This window comes from Brevibacillus sp. SAFN-007a, assembly GCF_051967035.1.
Lineage (GTDB): Bacteria > Bacillota > Bacilli > Brevibacillales > Brevibacillaceae > Brevibacillus.
Genome location: NZ_JBQCKK010000006.1, coordinates 40792 through 61863 on the forward strand (window position 1 = coordinate 40792; position 21072 = coordinate 61863).

A 21072-nucleotide genomic window follows, 5' to 3' on the forward strand; every position below is an offset into this window, starting at 1 on the left:
CTCCTTTGCGACAATGTGCATATCTACACTTTGTTTTCTACTTGTATGTATTATTTCCTGCCACCATGAAAATTAAATGGTGAGCGTTGGCAGTCTTTTTGGATAATAAAAAAAGCTTCTGTTGAAGCCAATTCCATCGCGCCTGTATCGCATGCTTTGTAGGATCGTGCAGAGAGCCCGACAGCGAAAAGCGCCAAGCTCTCCTACACGATAGAAAAAGCGGGGAGAACCCGCTTTTACAAAACGCTGACTAGCGGCGCAGACCCAGACGGTCTACTACCGAACGATAGCGTTGAACATCTGCTTCACGCAGGTATGTCAACAGGTTGCGGCGTTGACCTACCATTTTCAACAGACCACGACGGCTGTGGTGATCTTTTTTGTGCGTACGCAAGTGTTCGTTCAGGTTGTTAATGTTTTCGGTCAAGATAGCGATTTGAACTTCCGGGGAACCGGTGTCGTTCTCATGAGTACGGAACTCTTGAATCAGTTGAGTTTTGCGTTCTTGAGACAATGCCATCATGACTCACCTCCTTCTTTTCTATCCCGTTAGCCGAGTCTGCCGTCGGTGAGCATCGGACAGCCAAGCTACGGTTTCTGTACAACGTTATGAATTATAGCATATCCTTTCGGGAAAAGCAAAGAGATTCCCTTACGAGATTCCCTCGGCGAATTTTCGCTTCGCCATGTCCACGTCCCGGCCGATTTGCGCGATCAGCGCCTCCACGCCGCCGAATTTCTGCTCTTCCCTGATATAGAAAAGAAATTCCACTTCGACTTCCTTGTCGTAAATGTCACCAGAGAACTCGAAAATGTGTACTTCCAGCGATTTTTCTTTCTTCTCCAGTTCAAACGTCGGTTTGATGCCGACATTCATCACGCCGAAGTAGCTCGTGGAATCCACCGTGAAGCGCACCCCGTACACGCCGTTCTTGCCGATGAGATAAGGCTGTTCGACCCGGACGTTCGCCGTCGGGAAGCCGATCGTGCGTCCGCGCTTGTCACCGTGAACGACCTTGCCGCGCACCTTGTACGGACGACCCAGCAGATGACGCACCTGCTCGACATTTCCGTGGTGGAGATATTCGCGGATGATCGTGCTGCTCACTTTTTCTCCCAATCGATTGACCGGGCTGATAATGTCCAGTCCATAGCGGCCTTTGCTCATTTCCTGCAAGGTATGGGCGGTTCCCATTCCCCTGTAGCCAAACGTGTAGTCGAAGCCGACCACGACATGCCGGCACCCGAGAGGAAGCATGCACTCGGTAATGAAGTCCTCCGGGTAAACCGCAGCAAACCCGATATCGAACTTCATGACATACGTCGTGTCTACCCCCATTTTCTCAAATTGCTCCAGCTTGTCAGACAGCGGAGTGAGGTAGCTCGTATAGCCGCTTTGCCCAAGAACCTCGCGCGGATGGGGATCAAACGTCAGCACCGTGCTTTCCCATCCGTTCGCTTTTGCGGTATCAATCGCCTTTTGAATCACCCGGCGATGTCCGATATGTACGCCATCGAAATAGCCAAGCGCGATCGCGCATGGCGTCGTTTGCACCTCATTTGGTAGTGGATAGGTCAGGGAGATCGTTTTCACGGTTTACACCTCGGCTGGAAAGACTTTTTCTGCTTTGGCGAAAAGCCCTTTGTCCCCATGGCACACGCGATGAATCCCCAGCAGTTCTTCTCCTGCAAACAGGCAGATCAGACTGCCTACCTCGGCGTTGACTCCTGGCAGCGCAGTGGCCAGTCCATTGCGCACCGCCCGGACTCGCTCCGGTTTGACCTGATAGGACGGCAAAAAGGAAATGGCCTGTGGGATGGAGACAAGATGACGGGAGAGATCCTCGCCGTTCGCAGCCCGCTCCTCCAGTTCCTGAAGAGGAATCGCCTCCCCCTCCACGAACGGACCGCTCTTGATTCGCCGAAGCAGCTTCATATGGGCAGGATAACCCAGAGCGCGACCGAGGTCAACACATAAGGTGCGCATGTATGTCCCTTTCGAGCAGGTGCAGGTGAACGAAATATCGACGCTGTCGCCCTTTGCTGTGATCTCATGAAGCGTCAACTCGTACAGCGTCACGTTGCGCGGCTGGCGTTCGACAACGGTGCCTTCGCGGGCCAGATCGTAGAGGCGCTTTCCCTTTATTTTTACCGCGGAATACATCGGCGGCACCTGCGCGATCTCTCCCAAAAACGATTGCAGCACCTGCTCGACGCGCTCCGTCGTAATCGCGGCTGCGTCTACCGGAGCCTGCTCCAGCACTTCTCCGGATGCATCCTCTGTCGTCGTGGAAGAGCCGAGCCGCATGACTACCTGGTAGCGCTTGGGCAGCTCCTGCAAATACTCGACCAGACGTGTCGCGTTGCCTACGCAAATCGGCAGTACGCCCGTCACATCCGGATCGAGCGTTCCGGTATGCCCCACTTTTTTGGTTCCATACAGCCGACGAATGCGCGCCACGACATCGTGGGAAGTCATGCCCGCCGGCTTGTCGATTACCAGCACGCCGTGTGCGTTACTCATCGTGTTTCACTCCTAATGCCGGTTCCAGTGCGTTCCATATGATTTGCTTTGCTTCCGCGATTGTCCCTTTGATGGTGCAGCCGGCAGCTTTGGCATGCCCGCCGCCGCCCAGCTGTTTCGCAATGGCAGACACGTCCACGCGATCGCGGGCGCGCATGCTTACCTTGACGACTCCGGGCTCCGCCTCCACAAAGGAAACGCCCACCTCGACGCCTTCTATGTTTCGGCAGTAATTGACCAACCCGCCTGCATCCTCCCGCTGCGCCCCTTCCGCGGTGAAATCGGCTGTCGACACGCAAAGAGAAGCGACGAGATTCTGGTGAGACAGCTGTAACGTCTGCAAGGCCCGGCGCAAGACTTTGACATGGGCAAACGTGATTTCCTCCAGGCACCGCTCCGCCACTTCGCCCGGCTTCACCCCGTAGGTCAGCAAACGGGCCGCGATTTCCATGACCCGCGGCGTCGTGTTGGAGTAGCGAAAGCCGCCCGTGTCTGTCAACAGGCCGGTATAGATGCACAAGGCGAGCTCTTCGTTGAACGCGATCCCTGCCACTTCTGCCAGTTCAAACAAAATTTCCGCTGTCGCCGCCGCTTCCGGACGGACCAGGTTGACCGTTCCAAACCCGTCGTTGGTCGGGTGGTGATCGATATTCAGCAAAACAGCGTCCGATGCAAATAAAGGCCGCACATCGCCCATCCGTGACTCATCGGCACAGTCTACGGCGATTACGGCCTCGAAGCTTTCGGTAAGCGGTTGTTCGCGCAGATTGCGCAAGCGGTCAAAACGCGGCAAAAAATCAAACTTGGACGGCGTTTCCCCTTCGTTCACCACCACGTACTCTTTTCCCAGCTGCTCAAGCATGAGCACGACTCCGAGAGCAGAGCCGGTAGCATCGCCGTCTGGATTGACATGGGAAAGAACCAGGAAGCGGTCATGCTCCCGGATAAAGCGGGCCGCTTCCTCTACTGCTGCTCGATTAGGATTCATCCTGTTTCTCTCCTTCTGTGGAGATTTCCCGCAGGATCGACTCAATTTTGGTACCGTAGTCAATCGACTCATCCAGCTTGAAAACGAAGTCGGGAATATGGCGCAGCTTGACGCGTTTGCCGATTTCGGTACGCAGGTAGCCTTTGGCTTTTGCCAGTCCGGCCAGTGAGGCTTTGCGCTCCTCCTCGCTGCCGAAAATGCTGACGAATACTTTTGCAAGCTGGAGATCGCTGCTTACTTCTACATCGGTTACGGTGACAAAGCCGACGCGAGGGTCCTTCAGTCCGCGTTGCAGGACGAGGCTCAGTTCTTTTTTGATTTCTTCGCCAATCCGGCTCATTCGTGTTTTGTTCATCTACTCTCACCTCCGCTGGCTGCCTTATTCGTAGTATTCCGTATCGATTCGAATCAACTCCACGTCGGGATGGTTTTCCACGAATCGCACCACAGCCTGCATTTCTTGTTGCAAAAAAGACATTTCATTGGCAACGGCAGCGATACCCAACACGGTACGCTGCCACTGCTCCAGGTAAGCCATCTCCGCTGCGGACACGTTAAAACGGCTCCGCAGCTTGCCGATGAGACTTTTGACGATGGCCCGTTTTTCTTTCAGATTATGGCAAGCGGGCAGAAACAGTTCCATCTGCACCCCTGCTACCATTATGGCTTCACTTCAACCATGACGAAGGCTTCGATCACGTCGCCGACTTTGAGGTCCTGGAAGCGTTCCAGGGTCAGACCGCACTCGTAGCCTGCGTTTACCTCTTTCGCGTCGTCCTTGAAGCGTTTCAAGGTGTCCAGCTTGCCTTCGTAGATCACGATGCCTTCGCGGATCAGGCGAGCGCCCGCATCGCGGCTCAGTTTTCCTTCGGTTACATAGCAACCGGCGATGTTGCCGACTTTGGATACTTTGAAGACTTCGCGGATTTCTGCCTGACCGATGATGTTTTCTTTATAAACAGGGTCCAGCATGCCTTTCAGGGCTTGCTCGATCTCTTCGATTACCGTGTAGATCACGCGGTGCAGGCGAATGTCGATTTTCTCCTGTTCCGCCATGCTGCGAGCATTTGGCTCAGGGCGCACGTTGAAACCGATGATGATCGCATTCGATGCGTTTGCCAGCGTAACGTCGGACTCGGTGATCGCGCCGACGCCAGTGTGAATGATTTTCACGCGGGTACCGTTGACGTCAATTTTTTCCAGAGAGCCGCGCAGCGCCTCTACAGAGCCTTGTACGTCGCCTTTTACGATCAGGTTCAGCTCTTTGATATCGCCTTCCTGAATGTGCTGGAACAGATCGTCCAACGAGACGCGAGAGCTTTCGCGACGCTCGGATTCACGCTGCTTGGCTGCACGCGCTTCCCCGATCGCACGGGCTTTTTTCTCGTCTTCAAACACGTGGAACTGATCGCCAGCCTGCGGTACATCGTTCAAACCGGTAATTTCCACAGGGGTAGAAGGACCTGCTTCTTTCAGACGGCGCCCTTTGTCGTTGACCATCGCACGTACACGACCGTAGGTAGAGCCGACTACGATCGGATCGCCGACGCGCAGCGTTCCTTGCTGTACCAGGACGGTCGCTACCGGGCCGCGGCCTTTATCCAGCTCGGCTTCCACTACCGTACCGCGCGCACGCTTGTTCGGATTGGCCTTCAGCTCCTGAACCTCTGCGACGAGCAGAATGTACTCCAGCAGCTCTTCGATCCCTATGCGCTGCTTCGCAGACAGTGGAGAGAAAATGGTGTCCCCGCCCCATTCTTCCGCAACGAGTCCGTACTCGGTCAGCTCCTGCTTGATGCGCTCGATGTTGGCTTCCGGTTTATCCACCTTATTGACAGCGACGATGATCGGTACGTTAGCTGCTTTCGCGTGGCTGATCGCTTCTACGGTTTGCGGCATGACGCCGTCATCGGCTGCCACCACAAGGATGGTAATGTCGGTAATTTGCGCCCCGCGCGCACGCATGGTGGTAAACGCCGCGTGACCAGGAGTGTCGAGGAACGTGATTTTCTTGCCTTTGATCTCGACCTGGTAAGCACCGATGTGCTGGGTAATCCCGCCTGCTTCCCCCGCCACTACGTTCGTGGAGCGGATGGCGTCGAGCAGCGTTGTTTTTCCGTGGTCGACGTGACCCATGATGGTGACGACCGGCGGACGTTCGACAAGTGTCTCAGGCGCATCCACTTCTTCCAGCGTTTCGAAGTTCGTTTCGTCGATGATGATTTTTTCTTCGACTTCAACGTTGTAGTCGGCGCAAATCAGTTCAATGGCTTCCCGCTCCAGATATTGGTTGATCGTTGCCATGATCCCCAAATTAAACAACTTTTTGATGATTTCCGCCGGTTCCTTGCGCAGCTTCACAGCCAGCTCGTTCACTGTCAGCGACTCGGTAAACGTAATTTTGCTAGGCGTCTCAAGCACCGGACGCTGTGGCTTTTGTCCGCCGCGCTGCTGGTTGTTGCCGCCGCGTCGGTTGTTGTTGCGGTTGTTGCCGCCGCGGAAAGGCGTGTTCTTTTTATTGTCTTCAAACGTCTTTTGCGTTTGCGGGCCTTTTTTGATCTTCTCGCGTTTTTCCAAACCGACATTGGACGGGAGCTTGACTTTGTCTTCGAACTCGTCACCCGTGCGCACTTCGGTTTGGCTGGCAGCTGCCTGTTGCGGAGGGCGCTGCTGGTTTTGCGGTTTTTGTTGTTGGCTCTGTGGGCGTTGTTGATTTTGCGGCTTGCGGTCAGTCGGTTTTGCTGGTTGACTTCTCATATGGTTTGGTCTTCTCTCCTGATTCTTCCCCTGATTTTTTCCATGTTGAGGACTATGCTGATCGGGCTGTTTTTCACTGGTGCTCGCTGGACGATTGCTGCCGGTAGAAACTCCCCCGCGATCGCGTTCTGCATGCTGCTGGGACTGGGATTGTCCTCTGGGTTCGTTGGGGCGTCGTTGATCTTCCGGTTGTTTCGGTTTGGAATCGCCTGGCGTATGGCGCGCCTCCGGCTTGGAGCCGGCACGCAGTTTGGCCATGTGCTCCTCGATCCGCTTGATCGTCCCTTCTTCCATGATACTCATATGGTTTGCTACTTCTATGTTCAAACGCTTTAGCAAATTGAGGATTTCCTTACTGCTCATGTTGTGCTGTTTGGCATATTCATACACACGTGTCTTCAAATAAACTTCACCCTTTCCAAGTTAGGTGAGCAGACGCTGAATGCTTTCAGCCAACTTCCCATCGGTCACCGCCACGGTAACGCGCCCATCTTTTCCGATTGCGTGTCCCAATGAATATCGGTCGCCTGTGGTTACACATGAGACCCCGTAATAGGAACATTTATCCTTGACTTTTTTGGCTGTATTGTCAGATGCGTCCGATGCGAGCAAAACGAGACGGGCCTGACCATTGCGGATCGCCGCGATGACCAATTCCTCCCCGGTCACGATTTTGCGCGCGCGCATCGCAATTCCGAGCAGCTGAGCTGCCTGTGGGATCATCGTCCCATCATCTCCAGCCATTTCTCGCGGAAAGCATCATACTTCTCTTCGGAGATCGACATATTCAGGGCACGTTCCAGCACTTTTTTCCATTTTCCCGATGCGAACGCGTCCGGCTTCAGACAGCTTTCCTGCCGACATACATAAGTACCGCGTCCCGCCGCCTTTCCCGTCGGATCGATGACAATCTCCTCAGCGGGCGTTCGGACGACGCGGATCAATTCCTTTTTCGGAAACATTCCTTGGCAAACGATGCATTTACGCAAAGGGATCTTTTTTTGCTTCATGACTATTCGTTGTCGACTCCTTCATCGCCCTCTGCTTCTTTCGGGTAGGCGATGCCTTCTTGGTCTGCCTGGGACTCGCTCTTGATGTCGATCTTCCAGCCGGTCAGCTTGGCAGCCAAACGAGCGTTTTGTCCGCGCTTGCCAATCGCGAGCGACAGTTGGTAATCCGGCACGATGACACGGGTTACCTTTTCGGCGAGGTTGACATCTACGTGCAGCACCTTCGCCGGGCTGAGCGCGTTTGCCACGTACTCGGCAGGATCTTCGGACCAACGGACAATGTCGATCTTCTCACCCTTCAGCTCCGTCACGATCGTCTGTACGCGCATGCCTTTTGGACCGACACATGCCCCTACAGGATCGACGTCCGGATTGATGGAATGAACAGCGATTTTGGAGCGATCGCCTGCTTCACGAGCAACGGATTTGATTTCAACCACACCATCGTAAATTTCTGGCACTTCCAATTCAAAGAGGCGCTTCAAAAGTCCCGGATGCGTACGGGAAACGACGATTTGCGGTCCCTTCGTGGTTTTTTCTACTTTAATGATGTATGCCTTCACCCGATCTTGCGACTTGAATTCCTCCGACGGCATTTTCTCGGTGATCGGCATAACCGCTTCCGCCTTGCCCAGATCGATGTAGTAATTGCGGGCATCCATCCGCTGAACGACGCCTGTGACGATATCATCCTCGCGCTCGATGAACTCGCTGTAAATCAGACCGCGCTCCGCTTCGCGAATGCGCTGGGTGACCACCTGCTTGGCCGTTTGCGCAGCGATGCGCCCGAAGTCGCGAGGCGTCACCTCGATTTCCACGATATCGTCCAGTCGATAATTCGGATCAATTTCCTGGGCTGCTTCCTGCGAAATCTCCAGACGCGGGTCCAAAACCTCTTCCACCACGTTTTTGCGTGCGTACACGCGAACCATACCTGAATGACGATTTACATCCACCCGCACATTTTGGGCCGAGTTGAAGTTACGTTTGTATCCAGAGATAAGAGCCGCTTCGATGGCCTCAATCAGCACGTCTTTGGTGATGCCTTTCTCTCTCTCAATGGCTTCTAGAGCCTCGATAAAATCGCCGTTCATGACTTTCGTTGCCTCCTCCTTTACTTACCAGCCGGCCGCAAACATCTAAAAGACGATGGCCATGCGTGCCGTGTCAATTTGCTCCTGGGAAATCACGTACGTTTTTTTCGCTTCCTTGACAGTCAATTTGCCGTCTTCGTACGCTATCAGTTCGCCCTCGAACAGGCTTGCTCCTTCTATCGGCTCCTTGGTTGTAATGTGAACATGTTTGCCGACAGCTTTCGTAAAGTCCTTATCCTTGCGCAGCGGACGCTCAGCGCCCGGCGAAGATACCTCCAAAAAGTATGCAGTCGGAATCGGATCTACTTCGTCAAGTTTCTGACTCAGCTTCTCGCTGACAAGGCTGCAGTCATCGATGTCGATGTTGCCAGTTTCATTGTCGATAAACACGCGAAGAAACCAGTTGCTGCCTTCCTTTTTGTACTCGATGTCAACCAGTTCCAAGCCCAATTCGTCAACAATGGGCGTGACCAGTTCGGTGACGATGCCCGTTACCTTGCTCAAGCAAGTACCTCCTTTACGTTTGAACCATGAGGTGCAGCCAGAAAGAAAGAGTGGGTTTCCCCACTCTCGATCTGTCCTGCGTATAAAACCAGTATTTCCAAAAAAATTATAGCATAACAGCCCTCCGTTGACAACCTTTGGATCAGGCTGCCCTGCTGCACGGGCCTAAAACAGCGACAACTGGTTCGATTCCGGCAGACCTTTCAGTGCGCCCTGCTCCTCCAGATACTCCAGAATCGTCTTGGAGATCCGCGAGCGGGACAGCAGGTCTTCCTTGGACAAAAACTCGCCTTCCTCCCGCGCCTGTACGATGCTGATCGCAGCGTTCGTCCCGAGGCCCGGCAAGGCATTGAACGGCGCAATCAGCGAGTCGCCTTTGATCAGGAAGCGGGTAGCATCCGATTCGTACAGATCGACATTGGCAAAGCGGAAGCCGCGCTCCACCATCTCCAGGGCCATTTCCAGCACGGTGAGCAACGCTTTTTCCTTCGGCTGCGCATCGTGGCCCTTGCCTTCAATTTCTTCGATTTTTTGTCGAATCGCTGACGCCCCTTTGACCATCAGCGGGATATCGAAGTCGTCGGCACGGACGGTAAAGTACGTCGCGTAAAATTCAAGCGGGTAATGCACCTTGAAGTAGGCAATCCGCACAGCCATCATCACGTACGCCGTGGCGTGCGCCTTGGGGAACATGTATTTGATGCGCTGGCAAGACTGGATGTACCATTCCGGCACATTGTTCTTGCGCATTTCTTCCTGATCCTCTTCCGGCACGCCCTTCCCTTTGCGCACCGACTCCATGATTTTGAAGGCACGGGACGGCTCCAAGCCTTTGTAGATCAAATACACCATGATGTCGTCCCGGCATCCGATCACATCAGGCAGTTTGCAAATGCCGTTGCGAATCAAGTCCTGCGCGTTGTTCAACCATACATCCGTACCGTGGGACAGACCGGAAATCTGCACAAGCTCGGCAAACGTCGTCGGCTTCGTGTCTTCGAGCATCTGCCGAACGAACTTGGTTCCGAACTCGGGAATGCCAAGCGTGCCCATGTTCGTGCGGATTTGCTCCGGCGTGACGCCCAATGCTTCCGTCGAACTGAAGATGGACATCGTCTTTTTGTCGTCGAGCGGAATCGTTTTCGGGTCGATGCCGGTCAAGTCCTGCAACATGCGAATGACGGTCGGGTCGTCGTGTCCGAGAATATCCAGCTTCAGCAGGTTGTCGTGAATCGAATGGAAGTCGAAATGCGTCGTTCGCCACTCGGACTCACTGTCATCTGCCGGGAACTGGATCGGACAGAAGTCTTCAATTTCCATGTAGTCCGGAACAACAATAATCCCGCCCGGGTGCTGTCCCGTTGTTCGTTTTACCCCGGTGCAACCGTTGACGATCCGGGAAATTTCCGCGTTGCGCAGCGTCAGTCCGCGCTCGTCGGCGTACTTTCTGACGTAGCCGTACGCCGTTTTTTCCGCGACGGTTCCAATCGTTCCCGCCCGATATACGTAGTCCACGCCGAAAAGCTCCTGCGTATACTTGTGCGCCCGCGGCTGGTAGTCGCCGGAGAAGTTCAAGTCAATATCGGGAACCTTGTCCCCCTTGAAGCCGAGGAATGTCTCGAACGGAATGTCTTGCCCGTCTTTCGCATAGCTCGTACCGCACTGCGGGCATTCCTTGTCGGGCAAGTCGAAGCCGGAGGCAATCGAGCCATCCGTAATAAACTCGCTGTGCTTGCAATTCGGGCAGCGATAGTGCGGCGGCAGCGGATTGACCTCGGTGATCTCGGACATCGTCGCGACAAAGGAAGAACCGACCGATCCGCGCGAACCGACCAGGTATCCGTCCTGTAGCGACTTCGTTACCAGTCGCTGCGAGATCAAGTAGATCACCCCGAAGCCGTGCGTGATAATGCTGTTCAGTTCTTTTTCCAAGCGCTTTTCCACCAACTCCGGCAGCGGATCGCCATAGAGCTGCTTGGCCTTGTTGTAGCACATTTCCCGCAGCTCATCGTCTGCGCCCGGAATGATCGGGGTGTACAGCTTGTCCGGAATCGGACTGACGTCGTCGATCATGTCTGCGATCGCATTTGTGTTCGTCACGACAATTTCTTTTGCCACGTCTTCGCCCAGATAGGAGAAAGCCTCCAGCATTTCATCCGTCGTGCGCAAATAGAGCGGCGGCTGATTCCCGGCACTCGGGTCGCCTTTTGACAGCAGGAACACATCGCGGAAAATCTCATCCTGCGGGTTGAGAAAATGAACGTCTCCTGTCGCTACGACGAGCTTGCCCATTTCCTTGCCCATTTCCACGATCATCCGATGGTAGCCTTTCATCGTCTCCAGCGAGGGAATTTCTTCATTGCGAAGCAGCGGCGCGTAATGGTCGAGCGGCTGAATCTCCAGAAAATCGTAAAAGGCAGCGACTTCCCTCAGCTCTTCCTGCGACTTGCCGCGCAGGATCGACTGCATCAGCTCGCCTTCCTTGCACGCCGTGCCAATCAGCAAGCCTTCGCGGAATTTGCTCAACTGACTGCGCTGAATGCGCGGCCAACGGAAGAACGTCTCCACATGCGAACGGCTGACGAGCTTGTACAAATTTTTCAGCCCGGCCTTGTTCTTCACGAGAATGGTCGCATGGAACGGACGGCTGCTCTTGTAATCGGCTTCTTCGTTGCTCTTCTCGTTCAGCTCGGCCAGCGTCTTGATTTCTGCTTCCTTGATGTCTTTGAGCATGTGCTGGAACACGTGGGCGAGCGCGACTGTATCGTCCAACGCACGGTGCGCATTGATCAGCTCGACGTTGAACTTTTTGGCGAGCGAGCCCAAGCGGTAGTTGCGCATTCCTTTGTACAACATCCGCGCCAGGGGAAGCGTGTCCAGAAACGGATTGTTCCAAGGCTCCATGCCAATCCGCTTGGCGCAAGCATTGATGAACGCCTTGTCGAACTCCGCGTTATGTGCGACGAGCACGGCATTTCCGGTGAACTCCTTGAACTTGCGCAGCACGATGTCGAGCGTGTCTTTGCCGCGAAGCATGTCGTTCGTGATCCCGGTGATTTCCGTTGTCTTCGGACCGATCTCCAGTTGCGGGTCAATCAGCTCGGTCCACTGATCGACGATTTCTGCCCCTTTCATTTTCACGGCAGCAATCTCGATAATCGTATGCTCGGCGGCGTTCAACCCCGTCGTCTCCGTATCGAAGACAACGTATTCGGTCGTCTCGTCAATCGGCACGTTGTTCTCGGCATTCAGGTTGTAGACGATGTCGATGCCGTCCTCCACGACGTAGGCCTCCATGCCGAGAATGCACTTCATGTTGTGCTTCTTCGCAATCGAGTACGCCTCGGGAAACGCCTGCACCACTCCATGATCGGTGATGGCAATCGCCTTGTGTCCCCATTTGGACGCGGTGGAGATCAGCGATTTGACCGAAGCCACCGCATCGAGCGCACTCATCGGGGTATGGCAATGCAGTTCGACGCGCTTTTCTTCAGCCTGGTCTTTGCGAATGACCTGCTCGATCTGGTTCAGGTCGTTGGCGTTCATCACCAGCTCGCGCATAAAGGTGTCATGCTGCACGCTGCCGCGCACCTTGACCCACATGCCGTCTTTGAGCGCCTCCAGCATTTTGACGTCTTCCTTGTCGCGGGAGAACATCTTCACCGTCAGCGAGTCGGTGTAGTCGGACACGTTGAAGGTCAGAAGATGGCGTCCGCTACGCAACTCTTTGACCTCCACGTTGAAGACAGTCCCCTGGATGACGACCCGGCGCTCTTCCTCCTGAATCTCGCAGATCGGAACCGGCGCGTCTTTGATTTCGTAGCCGATCATCAAATTGGTGATCGCTTCGGTCTTTTCCGAACCTTTGCTTTCCTGGGCAGCGGCTGTCATGACGACTTCAATCAGTGCGCGCTCTTCCTCGCTGCGCTGCTCGACAAACGCCTGATACGCTTCATCGCTCTCCTCGCCATGGAAGGAAAAGCGCATGGAGCAATCCGTCGCTTTTTGAAAGGCAGCAAGAAGCTCGTGGTCTGCCCGTTTGCGCTTGGCGACTTCTACCGTCATCTCTGTCGGCAAAAACACCTTCACTTCCTGCTGCTCGACCTGCTTTCTGGCAGAACGGAGCGTAACCGCGAGCGAATTGAGGGTCGGCTCCAAACCGGCGACCAAGAGATCCCAATACTGCTGCACCACAAAGTCAAGCTCAGGCTTCTGCCGGTAGCGGAATCTGGCGTCGACTTTGGCCAGGTGGGAAAACGTTTGCGTCAGGCGCTTCGTGAACGCTGCATAGGCTTCTGCGGGCAACAGCTTGGGCAAGGTAAAATGAAAGACCCATTCCTTGTTTTGCTTGTAAAGTTCGAGCTTGTCAATCTGCCCGTCAAGAAAATAACGGTTGATCCATTCGTCAGGCACTTCCATTTGCTTGAGCAACAGAGAGAAGCGCTGTTTTTGCTCTTGTGTCCGGTCCACGGTATTCCACCCTCCCCCAACAAGAAAAAGAGGTACTCCATTGTTTCCAGGGGAGTACCCCGTAAAATTCGACAAAATCTTCCTTCTATCCTGCAACGGACTCGTTGCCAAACAGGGCTGCCCCGGTCTGGTCGACACGAGCTAACATCGCCTTCACTTCGGATACAAGGTTCTCCAGCTTCACGTTCACGGTTTCCCCGTTTCTGCGAACGCGAACTTCGACAGTGCCTTCTTGCACGGCTTTGTCCGATACGGTAATGCGTAGCGGCAGACCGATCAGATCAGCATCCTTGAACTTCACGCCGACGCGCTCAGGGCGATCATCGAACAAAACTTCCACGCCGGCTTTTTGTAAAGCTTCCGCGATTTGTTCGCTGACCTGGCGCTGCTCCTCTACTTTCACGTTGACCGGAATCACATGTACATGGAAAGGAGCGATGGACACAGGCCAAATGATGCCGTTCTCATCGTTGTTTTGTTCAATGACAGCCGCAATCGTCCGCGAGACGCCAATTCCGTAGCAGCCCATGATCATCGGCTGGCTGCGGCCGTTCTCATCCAGGAAGGTGGCCCCGATCGCTGTCGAGTACTTCGTTCCGAGCTTGAACACATGGCCGACTTCCACGCCGCGCGCAAACTTGATCGCGCCGCCCGTGCGCGGGCATTCGTCGCCTTCTGTGATATTGCGCAAATCAGCAAAACGCGAAACGGCAAAGTCGCGGCCCGGCACAACGTGAATCAGGTGGTAGTCGGTCTCGTTTGCTCCCACGATGCCGTCGTACACATCCTGAACGTAGTTGTCCGCGATGATTTCCACTTTTTCGCCGTCAATGCCGACAGGGCCGACAAATCCGGCAGGCGCTCCCGTTACGGAAACGATATCCGTTTCCGTTGCCAGACCGACAAAGGTCGCGTCATACAGATTTTTCAGCTTCACTTCATTCAGCTCGTGGTCTCCGCGCACAAGCACCATTACCAGCTTGTCATCGACACGGTAGAGGAGACTCTTGATAATCTGTTTGGCTTCGATTTTCAGGAACGAAACGAGTTGATCTATGGTTTTGATCCCCGGCGTATGTACTTTTTCACGCGCTGGAGCTTCTTCTGACGGCTTCGCGGATGGTTTGTACACGACTTCCGCCTTTTCCAGGTTCGCCGCGAAATCGCCTTCCTCGGAGTAAGCAATCGTGTCTTCGCCGATCTCACACAGAGCCATGAACTCGTACGTGCCTTTTCCGCCAATCGCGCCTGCGTCCGCTTCGACCGCGCGGAAATTCAGGCCGACACGGGTGAAAATATTGGTGTAGGCGTCGTACATCGCCTGGAAGTTGCGATCCAAGCCTTCCTGGGTCGTATCGAAGGAATACGCATCCTTCATGATGAATTCACGGCAACGAATCAGACCGAAGCGCGGACGCACTTCATCGCGAAACTTCGTCTGGATTTGATACAGATTGATCGGAAGCTTTTTGTACGAATTAATCTCGTCGCGCACCAGGCTGGTAATGACCTCTTCGTGAGTCGGACCGAGCGCAAAGGAGCGGTCGTGACGGTCGCGCAGACGAACCAGCTCGGGACCGTACACATCCCAGCGGCCTGTCTGATGCCACAGCTCGGCTGGCTGCATGGCTGGCATCAGCAGCTCCTGTGCGCCCGCCTTGTTCATCTCTTCACGCACAATGGCCTGGATTTTGTGCAGGGTACGCAGCGCCAATGGCAGGTACGTATAAATACCGGAAGCCAGTTGGCGGGCCATGCCGGCGCGGAGAAGCAGCTTATGGCTGGCAATCTCCGCATCCGCAGGCACTTCCCGCAAGGTAGGAATCAACATTTGACTTTGCTTCAACACGTGCGTGTCCTCCTTATGCCTCGTCAGCAATCAACGATCATCAACCTACTTCGGTTGGATTCTTTTTCTCGTTGACCATTTCGTTAATTTCCTTCATCAGTTCTTCAAACAGTTCGTTTTCTTTTACTTTCCGAACAATGACACCATTGCGGAAAATCAAACCTTCGCCGTTGCCGCCCGCAACGCCGACATCCGCTTCGCGCGCTTCTCCCGGCCCGTTTACCGCGCAGCCCATGACCGCTACTTTCAACGGCACCTTCAAACTGGAGACGGCATCCTCCACTTTTGTGGCAAGGCCGATCAAATCGATCGCGCAACGGCCGCAGGACGGGCATGAGATGACGACAGGATCGTTGTTGACGATATCGAGGCTGCGGAGAATTTGCTTCGCCACCTTGACTTCTTCGACCGGGTCTGCTGTCAGCGATACACGGATCGTGTCGCCGATGCCCATGGACAGCACGGTACCGATCCCGACGGAAGACTTGATCGTGCCCGAAAACTTCGTTCCCGCCTCTGTCACCCCTACGTGCAGCGGATAGTTGCGTTTTTGCGCCATCAACGAATACGTCTGGATCATGGTCGGCACGTCGGAAGACTTCAGGGAGATGACGATATTATCGTAATTCAAGTCCTCCAAAATTTCCACGTGGTCCATCGCGCTCTCCACAATCGCTTCCGGCGAAGGGTAGCCGTACTTCTCCAGGAGCCTTCTTTCGACGGAGCCGGAGTTCACGCCGATGCGAATGGGGACATTGCGCTCGCGGCAAGCTTCGACCACGCGCTTGGTTTTTTCCTTGGAACCGATGTTTCCGGGATTGATCCGGATTTTATCAATGCCGCTTTCCAGCGCAATCAGTGCCAGCCTGTGGTCGAAATGGATGTCGGCAACAAGCGGCAGCGGGGAGCGCTCCTTGATTTTTTTGATGGCGCGGGCTGCGTCTTCATTGATGACGGCCAGGCGGACAATTTGGCAACCGGCATCGTGAAGTCTTTGAATCTCGGCCAGTGTCTTCTCTACATCACGCGTGTCTGCTGTCGTCATCGATTGGATTACTACGCTTTTTTGGCCACCGATTTGCACGCCTCCCACAAAAACCGGTTTCGTCTCCTCGCGCTTGTACATTTTGCACCATCCTTTAATTTGTCTGTTTTCCATTCCACATGAATGTACGTTATTGAGAGAACAATCGTTGCAGATCGTTCCAGGTTACGACCAAAATCAACAGCATCAAAAAGGCGAAGCCGAGAAAATGCACCATGCCTTCCTTGTGCGGATCAACAGGACGTCCGCGCAGCGCTTCGACCGCGAGAAAAGCCAGTCGACCGCCGTCCAGGGCCGGAAGCGGCAGCAGATTGAACAGACCCAGGTTGATGGAAAGAACGGCCGCCCATTTCATCAAAATGGCCATCCCTTGCTGGGCGAACTCTCCCGTCATCTTGAAAATCCCCACGGGACCGCTCAGGTCGTTCAGCCCTACAGCGCCGGTAAAGAGCATCCCCAAGCTTTTCAAGATCATCGCCGTGAATTCATAGGTGGACACCGCACCGTATTTCAACACTTCTCCCGGTGCATACGTCACCGGGTTCGTCACCATGATTTTTCCGACGTTGTTCTCGTCTTTTGCTACTTTGACCAAAACGGTGCTGCGCTGTCCGTTTCGCTCGTATTCCACCTTCATTTCCTTGTCTGGCGATTGGCTGATGATCTGGACGATTTCCTTCCAGGAAGCCACTGGCTGCCCTTGGATGGAAATAATTTTGTCTCCTTGCATCAGACCCGCCTCGGCGGCCGGACCGTTTGCGATGACCTCGCCCAGATACGGGATGTTTTTGGGCACCCCGTACAGCAGCCCGATCGCGATGAACAGGACAAACGCCAGCAGGAAGTTGGCAAACGGCCCGGCAAAAATGGCCCAGAAGCGCTGTGAAACCGTCTTGCCTTTGAACTGTCTGTTCAGCGGCGCGATCTGCACCTCTTGTCCATCCTTAACCAGTTGCGCCTGGGGATGAACAGCAAACTGGCGCTCTTCCCCGGCCACCTCCACGACGATATACAAATCCTTCTCCAGGTCAAACCGCACGACCGTACCTGTAATGGCGCGCGGAGAAGCGTTCCTCGGCCCATCCAGCAAAAAATGGGTTACCTTTCCTAATGCATCCCGCTCCAGGCTTACTTCCATGTGCGGCTTCAACATATCCATCTCGGGGTCTTCGCCGGCCATGCGGACCATCCCCCCGATCGGCAGGAGGCGTAGCGTGTATTCCGTCTCTCCCCGCTTCACGCGAAAAATTTTTGGGCCCATTCCCAGCGCAAATTCGCGGCACAAAATCCCTGCTCTTTTTGCCAAAAGAAAATGTCCCAGCTCATGCACGAAAACGAGCGCACCAAGAACGACGACGATCGCGAGAATTGATTCAACGGAATCCATGTTGGGAAAAGGCAAGTGAACAGCCACCTTTCATTGGAGTGTCTAGATCCAGTTTTCTTATACGGTCGTAAGCGCATGCGTGCGCGCCCACCGATCAGCTGCAAAAATTTCTTCCAGGTCGGGAGTATGTACGCCCTTATGAGCCTCGCACGTCTGTCTGACGACCTTTTCGATATCGAGGAAGGCAATCGCTCCCTTGAGGAAAAGATCGACAGCCACTTCATTGGCCGCGTTCAGGACAGCGGGATACGTTCCTCCCGCCTTCCCGCACTCATATGCCAATTGTAGCAGAGGATAGCGCTCAAAATCCATCGCTGCAAAATGAAGCGAGCCGATTTTGACCAGGTCAAGCGGTTCTGTACGCAGATTTTTTCTGCCGGGATAGCTCAGGGCGTACTGGATCGGCACTTTCATATCCGGTGTGCCCAGTTGTGCCATCACGGCCCGGTCTTTGTATTCTACCATAGAGTGAATAATACTTTCATAATGCAGCACGCAGTCAATTTTTTCATAGGGCAAACCGAACAGCCAGTGGGCCTCGATGACCTCGAAGCCTTTGTTCATCATCGTAGCGGAATCAATGGTGATTTTGGCGCCCATGCTCCAGTTCGGATGCGCGAGCGCCTGCTCTACCGTCACTTGTTGCAGCTCCTCGCGGCTCAAATGGCGAAAAGAGCCGCCTGATGCCGTCAAAATGACGCGCGCCACATCTTCGGCCCGCTCTCCCTGCAAACATTGAAAAACCGCGGAATGCTCGCTGTCCACGGGGATGATGGCCACGCCCTTTTCCTTCGCCCGCTTCATGACGACCGGGCCTGCGCTCACCAGCGTTTCCTTGTTCGCAAGCCCGATTGTTTTTCCTGCGTCGATCGCAGCGAGCGTGGGCGCCACCCCTACACTGCCGACCACAGCAGTCATGACCAGGCTGGCAGCTTCATGGCGAGCTACCAGTTCAAGTCCCTCTCGTCCGCACACAATCTCCGGCTTGTATCCGCTCCCCAGTCGTTCCCGAAGCTGGACGGCCGCCTGCTCGTTCCCCACCGAAACAAGCTCAGGGCGAAACGTTTCAACCTGCCGGGCGAATAGCTCCACATTCGTCCCTGCCGCCATGGCAACGACAGAAAATTCCTCGGGATGCTGTTCCACCACTTCCAGCGTGCTTGTTCCAATCGAGCCGGTTGAACCCAAGAGCGCTATTTTTTTCACTGATTTCACCCTCTATATCTCTTCTATATGCACCAGGTTTCAGACGATACCTAGCAGATGCAAAATCGGAAAGACAAGCAAAAAACTGTCAAAACGATCTAGCACGCCGCCATGTCCGGGAATGAGCTGTCCGGAATCTTTTACGTGAAAATGGCGCTTCAACGCCGACTCTATCAGGTCGCCCAGCTGCCCGCCAATCCCGGCTACCAGCGCGATCAGAAGCGCCTGGCCGAATGGCAAGCTGCCGATGCTTGCGTTGATGACGATGACGACCAGTATGGCCGCTCCCAAGCCGCCCAGCGCGCCTTCGACCGTTTTGTTGGGACTGATTTCCGGCCACAGCTTGCGCTTGCCGATCGCTTTCCCGACAAAATAGGCCCCCGTATCCGTCGACCAGATCGCTGCGATCACCAGCGCGGTGAGCATCAGTCCGTCGGGCAGATTGCGGACTGCGGCCATGTATGTAAAACCGAAGCCTATGTATAACGCCCCCACCAGCGTAAGGGCGACGTGTTCGATGTGAAACTGATTTTTCCGCAAAACGGAGTAAATCAACAAAAGCAGGAGGACAGGCAGCATCAGATCCGGCATGCTGATGCCAAGCCATTCCGAAAACGCGAGCGACGGCCAGAGCAAGCTGACCACGAGCGCGTAGCCGAGTATTCCTGCCACATGGAACGGCTGAATCCCAGCCATCCGCATAAATTCAAAATGGCCTATGACGGCCAGCAAAAACACCAATAGTGAGTACCAGGCTCCACCAAGGTAGATCAAAAAGAGAAAAGCCGCTCCACCAATCAAGCCTGTTATGATTCGTTGCTTCAACTGATTCCACCTCTCGGCTATACCGCCCCGTAGCGACGAGCTCGGCCTTGGTATTCCACAATCGCTTGATAAAAGTGTTCACGGGTAAAATCAGGCCAGAGCACTTCCGTAAACCACAATTCCGTGTAAGCCAACTGCCAAAGCATAAAGTTACTCAAGCGAATCTCTCCACTGGTGCGTATCAAGAGGTCAGGGTCCGGAATATCGCTTGTATACAAATAACGGGAAACGGCTGCTTCATCCAGATCTTCCGGATTCAGCTCCCCCGCTTTTACTTTCGATGCCAGCGCGGAAAACGCTTTGACGATTTCGTCGCGGCCTCCGTAATTCAAGGCAAAACACAATTGAAGACCTTGATTCCCCTGCGTGCGTTCCTCTGCCTCTTGCAGAGCCGCCAACGTATGCGCCGGCAGCTTTTCCTTGCTGCCGAGCATGCGAATGCGCACGTCTCGTTCGATCAATTCATCCAATTCTGTCGACAAAAATTCCTGCGGAAGCTTCATGAGAAAATCGACTTCTTCCCGTGGGCGCTTCCAATTTTCCGTAGAAAACGCGTACATGGTCATGTAGCGCACGCCGATCTCGTCAGCAGCCTTGACGACTTCCTTTACCGTTTTCATGCCTGCTCGATGCCCGGCGACCCGGGGTAAATTGCGCATATTGGCCCAACGACCGTTGCCGTCCATAATCACCGCGACATGCTGCGGGACTTTTCCGGAACGATCCAACTCGGCTGGTACCGATTGTTTTTCCTTGCGGCTCCATTTGCGCGCCAGATGTTCTAACATAAAGTGTTCCCCCGTAATGAGAGATATAGACGTACATCCCCCTCAAATGAGGGGGATCGTCCTAAAATTATACTTCCAGGATGTCTTTCTCTTTGTCTTTTACGATCTTGTCGACTTCCGCAATGAACTTGTCCGTCGTTTTTTGGATAGTTTCCTGATAACGGCGGGATTCATCCTCGGAAATGGTCGCAGCCTTTTCCAGCTTCTTGATTTCATCATTCGCGTCGCGGCGGATGTTGCGGATGGCCACCTTCGCTTCTTCGCCACCTTTTCCAGCCAGCTTCACGAGCTCTTTGCGGCGCTCTTCGGTCAGCGGCGGAATGACCAGACGGATAATCACCCCGTCGTTGGATGGAGAAATTCCCAGATCAGACTGTTGCAGCGCACGGTCAATTTCCTTCAGCGCCGTTTTGTCCCACGGCTGGATGGTCAGCATGCGCGGCTCCGGAACGCTGATGTTCGCAAGCTGGCTGATCGGGGTTGGCGTACCGTAGTAATCCACCAGGACACGATCCAGCATCGCCGGATTGGCACGGCCTGCGCGAAGGCTGGACAAGTCTTTTTTCAAAGCGAGGATCGCTTTATTCATCCGATCTTCCATGTCTTTCAACACTGTTTGTGGCAT

Annotated in this window: 19 protein-coding genes; all 19 read right to left on the reverse strand. The window is 54.4% G+C overall.

Annotated features, from left to right (window positions below; translation table 11 throughout):
* Positions 1-250: 250 nt before the first annotated feature.
* Positions 251-520, reverse strand: coding sequence for a 30S ribosomal protein S15 (rpsO, locus tag ACTHO6_RS09345; protein ID WP_122903510.1), 270 nt, complete (start codon positions 518-520; stop codon positions 251-253).
* A gap of 132 nt (positions 521-652) precedes the next feature.
* Positions 653-1594, reverse strand: coding sequence for a bifunctional riboflavin kinase/FAD synthetase (locus tag ACTHO6_RS09350; protein ID WP_440241265.1), 942 nt, complete (start codon positions 1592-1594; stop codon positions 653-655).
* Between the two features lie 3 nt (positions 1595-1597).
* Positions 1598-2524 carry a tRNA pseudouridine(55) synthase TruB gene (gene truB / locus ACTHO6_RS09355; RefSeq protein WP_440241266.1) on the reverse strand — a complete coding sequence of 309 codons (927 nt, stop codon included), beginning with the start codon at positions 2522-2524 and terminating at the stop codon, positions 1598-1600.
* The gene (locus ACTHO6_RS09360; RefSeq protein ID WP_440241267.1) at positions 2517-3512 is read right to left on the reverse strand and encodes a DHH family phosphoesterase; all 996 of its coding nucleotides are present in this window, start codon (positions 3510-3512) and stop codon (positions 2517-2519) included. The genes truB and ACTHO6_RS09360 overlap by 8 nt, the downstream gene beginning before the upstream one ends.
* Positions 3502-3867 (reverse strand): 30S ribosome-binding factor RbfA, encoded by a 366-nt coding sequence (gene rbfA, locus ACTHO6_RS09365; RefSeq protein ID WP_440241268.1) that lies wholly within the window; start codon positions 3865-3867, stop codon positions 3502-3504. Before rbfA ends, ACTHO6_RS09360 begins: the two co-directional genes overlap by 11 nt.
* A 24-nt stretch (positions 3868-3891) precedes the next feature.
* Positions 3892-4173 carry a DUF503 domain-containing protein gene (locus tag ACTHO6_RS09370; RefSeq protein ID WP_440241269.1) on the reverse strand — a complete coding sequence of 94 codons (282 nt, stop codon included), beginning with the start codon at positions 4171-4173 and terminating at the stop codon, positions 3892-3894.
* Complete coding sequence (gene infB, locus ACTHO6_RS09375; RefSeq protein ID WP_440241270.1) at positions 4173-6671, reverse strand: translation initiation factor IF-2; 2499 nt, start codon at positions 6669-6671, stop codon at positions 4173-4175. Before infB ends, ACTHO6_RS09370 begins: the two co-directional genes overlap by 1 nt.
* 21 nt (positions 6672-6692) lie before the next feature.
* Positions 6693-6992, reverse strand: a complete 300-nt coding sequence (locus ACTHO6_RS09380) for a YlxQ family RNA-binding protein (protein WP_440241271.1) — start codon at positions 6990-6992, stop codon at positions 6693-6695.
* Positions 6989-7279, reverse strand: coding sequence for an RNase P modulator RnpM (gene rnpM / locus ACTHO6_RS09385; protein WP_440241272.1), 291 nt, complete (start codon positions 7277-7279; stop codon positions 6989-6991). Before rnpM ends, ACTHO6_RS09380 begins: the two co-directional genes overlap by 4 nt.
* 2 nt (positions 7280-7281) lie before the next feature.
* On the reverse strand, positions 7282-8373 hold the full coding sequence (gene nusA, locus ACTHO6_RS09390; RefSeq protein WP_440241273.1) for a transcription termination factor NusA: 1092 nt from the start codon (positions 8371-8373) through the stop codon (positions 7282-7284).
* A gap of 45 nt (positions 8374-8418) precedes the next feature.
* Complete coding sequence (rimP, locus tag ACTHO6_RS09395) at positions 8419-8877, reverse strand: ribosome maturation factor RimP (protein ID WP_440241274.1); 459 nt, start codon at positions 8875-8877, stop codon at positions 8419-8421.
* Positions 8878-9042: 165 nt separating this feature from the next.
* A complete protein-coding gene (locus ACTHO6_RS09400; protein WP_440241275.1) occupies positions 9043-13347 on the reverse strand; it encodes a PolC-type DNA polymerase III in 4305 nt (1434 codons plus the stop codon).
* An 85-nt stretch (positions 13348-13432) separates the two neighbouring features.
* Positions 13433-15193, reverse strand: coding sequence for a proline--tRNA ligase (locus tag ACTHO6_RS09405; RefSeq protein ID WP_440241413.1), 1761 nt, complete (start codon positions 15191-15193; stop codon positions 13433-13435).
* Between the two features lie 43 nt (positions 15194-15236).
* On the reverse strand, positions 15237-16322 hold the full coding sequence (gene ispG / locus ACTHO6_RS09410) for a flavodoxin-dependent (E)-4-hydroxy-3-methylbut-2-enyl-diphosphate synthase (protein ID WP_440241276.1): 1086 nt from the start codon (positions 16320-16322) through the stop codon (positions 15237-15239).
* A gap of 49 nt (positions 16323-16371) precedes the next feature.
* Positions 16372-17643 (reverse strand): RIP metalloprotease RseP, encoded by a 1272-nt coding sequence (gene rseP / locus ACTHO6_RS09415; RefSeq protein ID WP_440241277.1) that lies wholly within the window; start codon positions 17641-17643, stop codon positions 16372-16374.
* A gap of 42 nt (positions 17644-17685) precedes the next feature.
* The gene (locus tag ACTHO6_RS09420; RefSeq protein WP_440241414.1) at positions 17686-18834 is read right to left on the reverse strand and encodes a 1-deoxy-D-xylulose-5-phosphate reductoisomerase; all 1149 of its coding nucleotides are present in this window, start codon (positions 18832-18834) and stop codon (positions 17686-17688) included.
* 39 nt (positions 18835-18873) lie between these two features.
* Complete coding sequence (locus ACTHO6_RS09425) at positions 18874-19659, reverse strand: phosphatidate cytidylyltransferase (RefSeq protein ID WP_440241278.1); 786 nt, start codon at positions 19657-19659, stop codon at positions 18874-18876.
* 17 nt (positions 19660-19676) lie between these two features.
* Positions 19677-20447 (reverse strand): isoprenyl transferase, encoded by a 771-nt coding sequence (locus ACTHO6_RS09430; protein ID WP_440241279.1) that lies wholly within the window; start codon positions 20445-20447, stop codon positions 19677-19679.
* 67 nt (positions 20448-20514) lie between these two features.
* A complete protein-coding gene (gene frr / locus ACTHO6_RS09435; RefSeq protein ID WP_440241280.1) occupies positions 20515-21072 on the reverse strand; it encodes a ribosome recycling factor in 558 nt (185 codons plus the stop codon).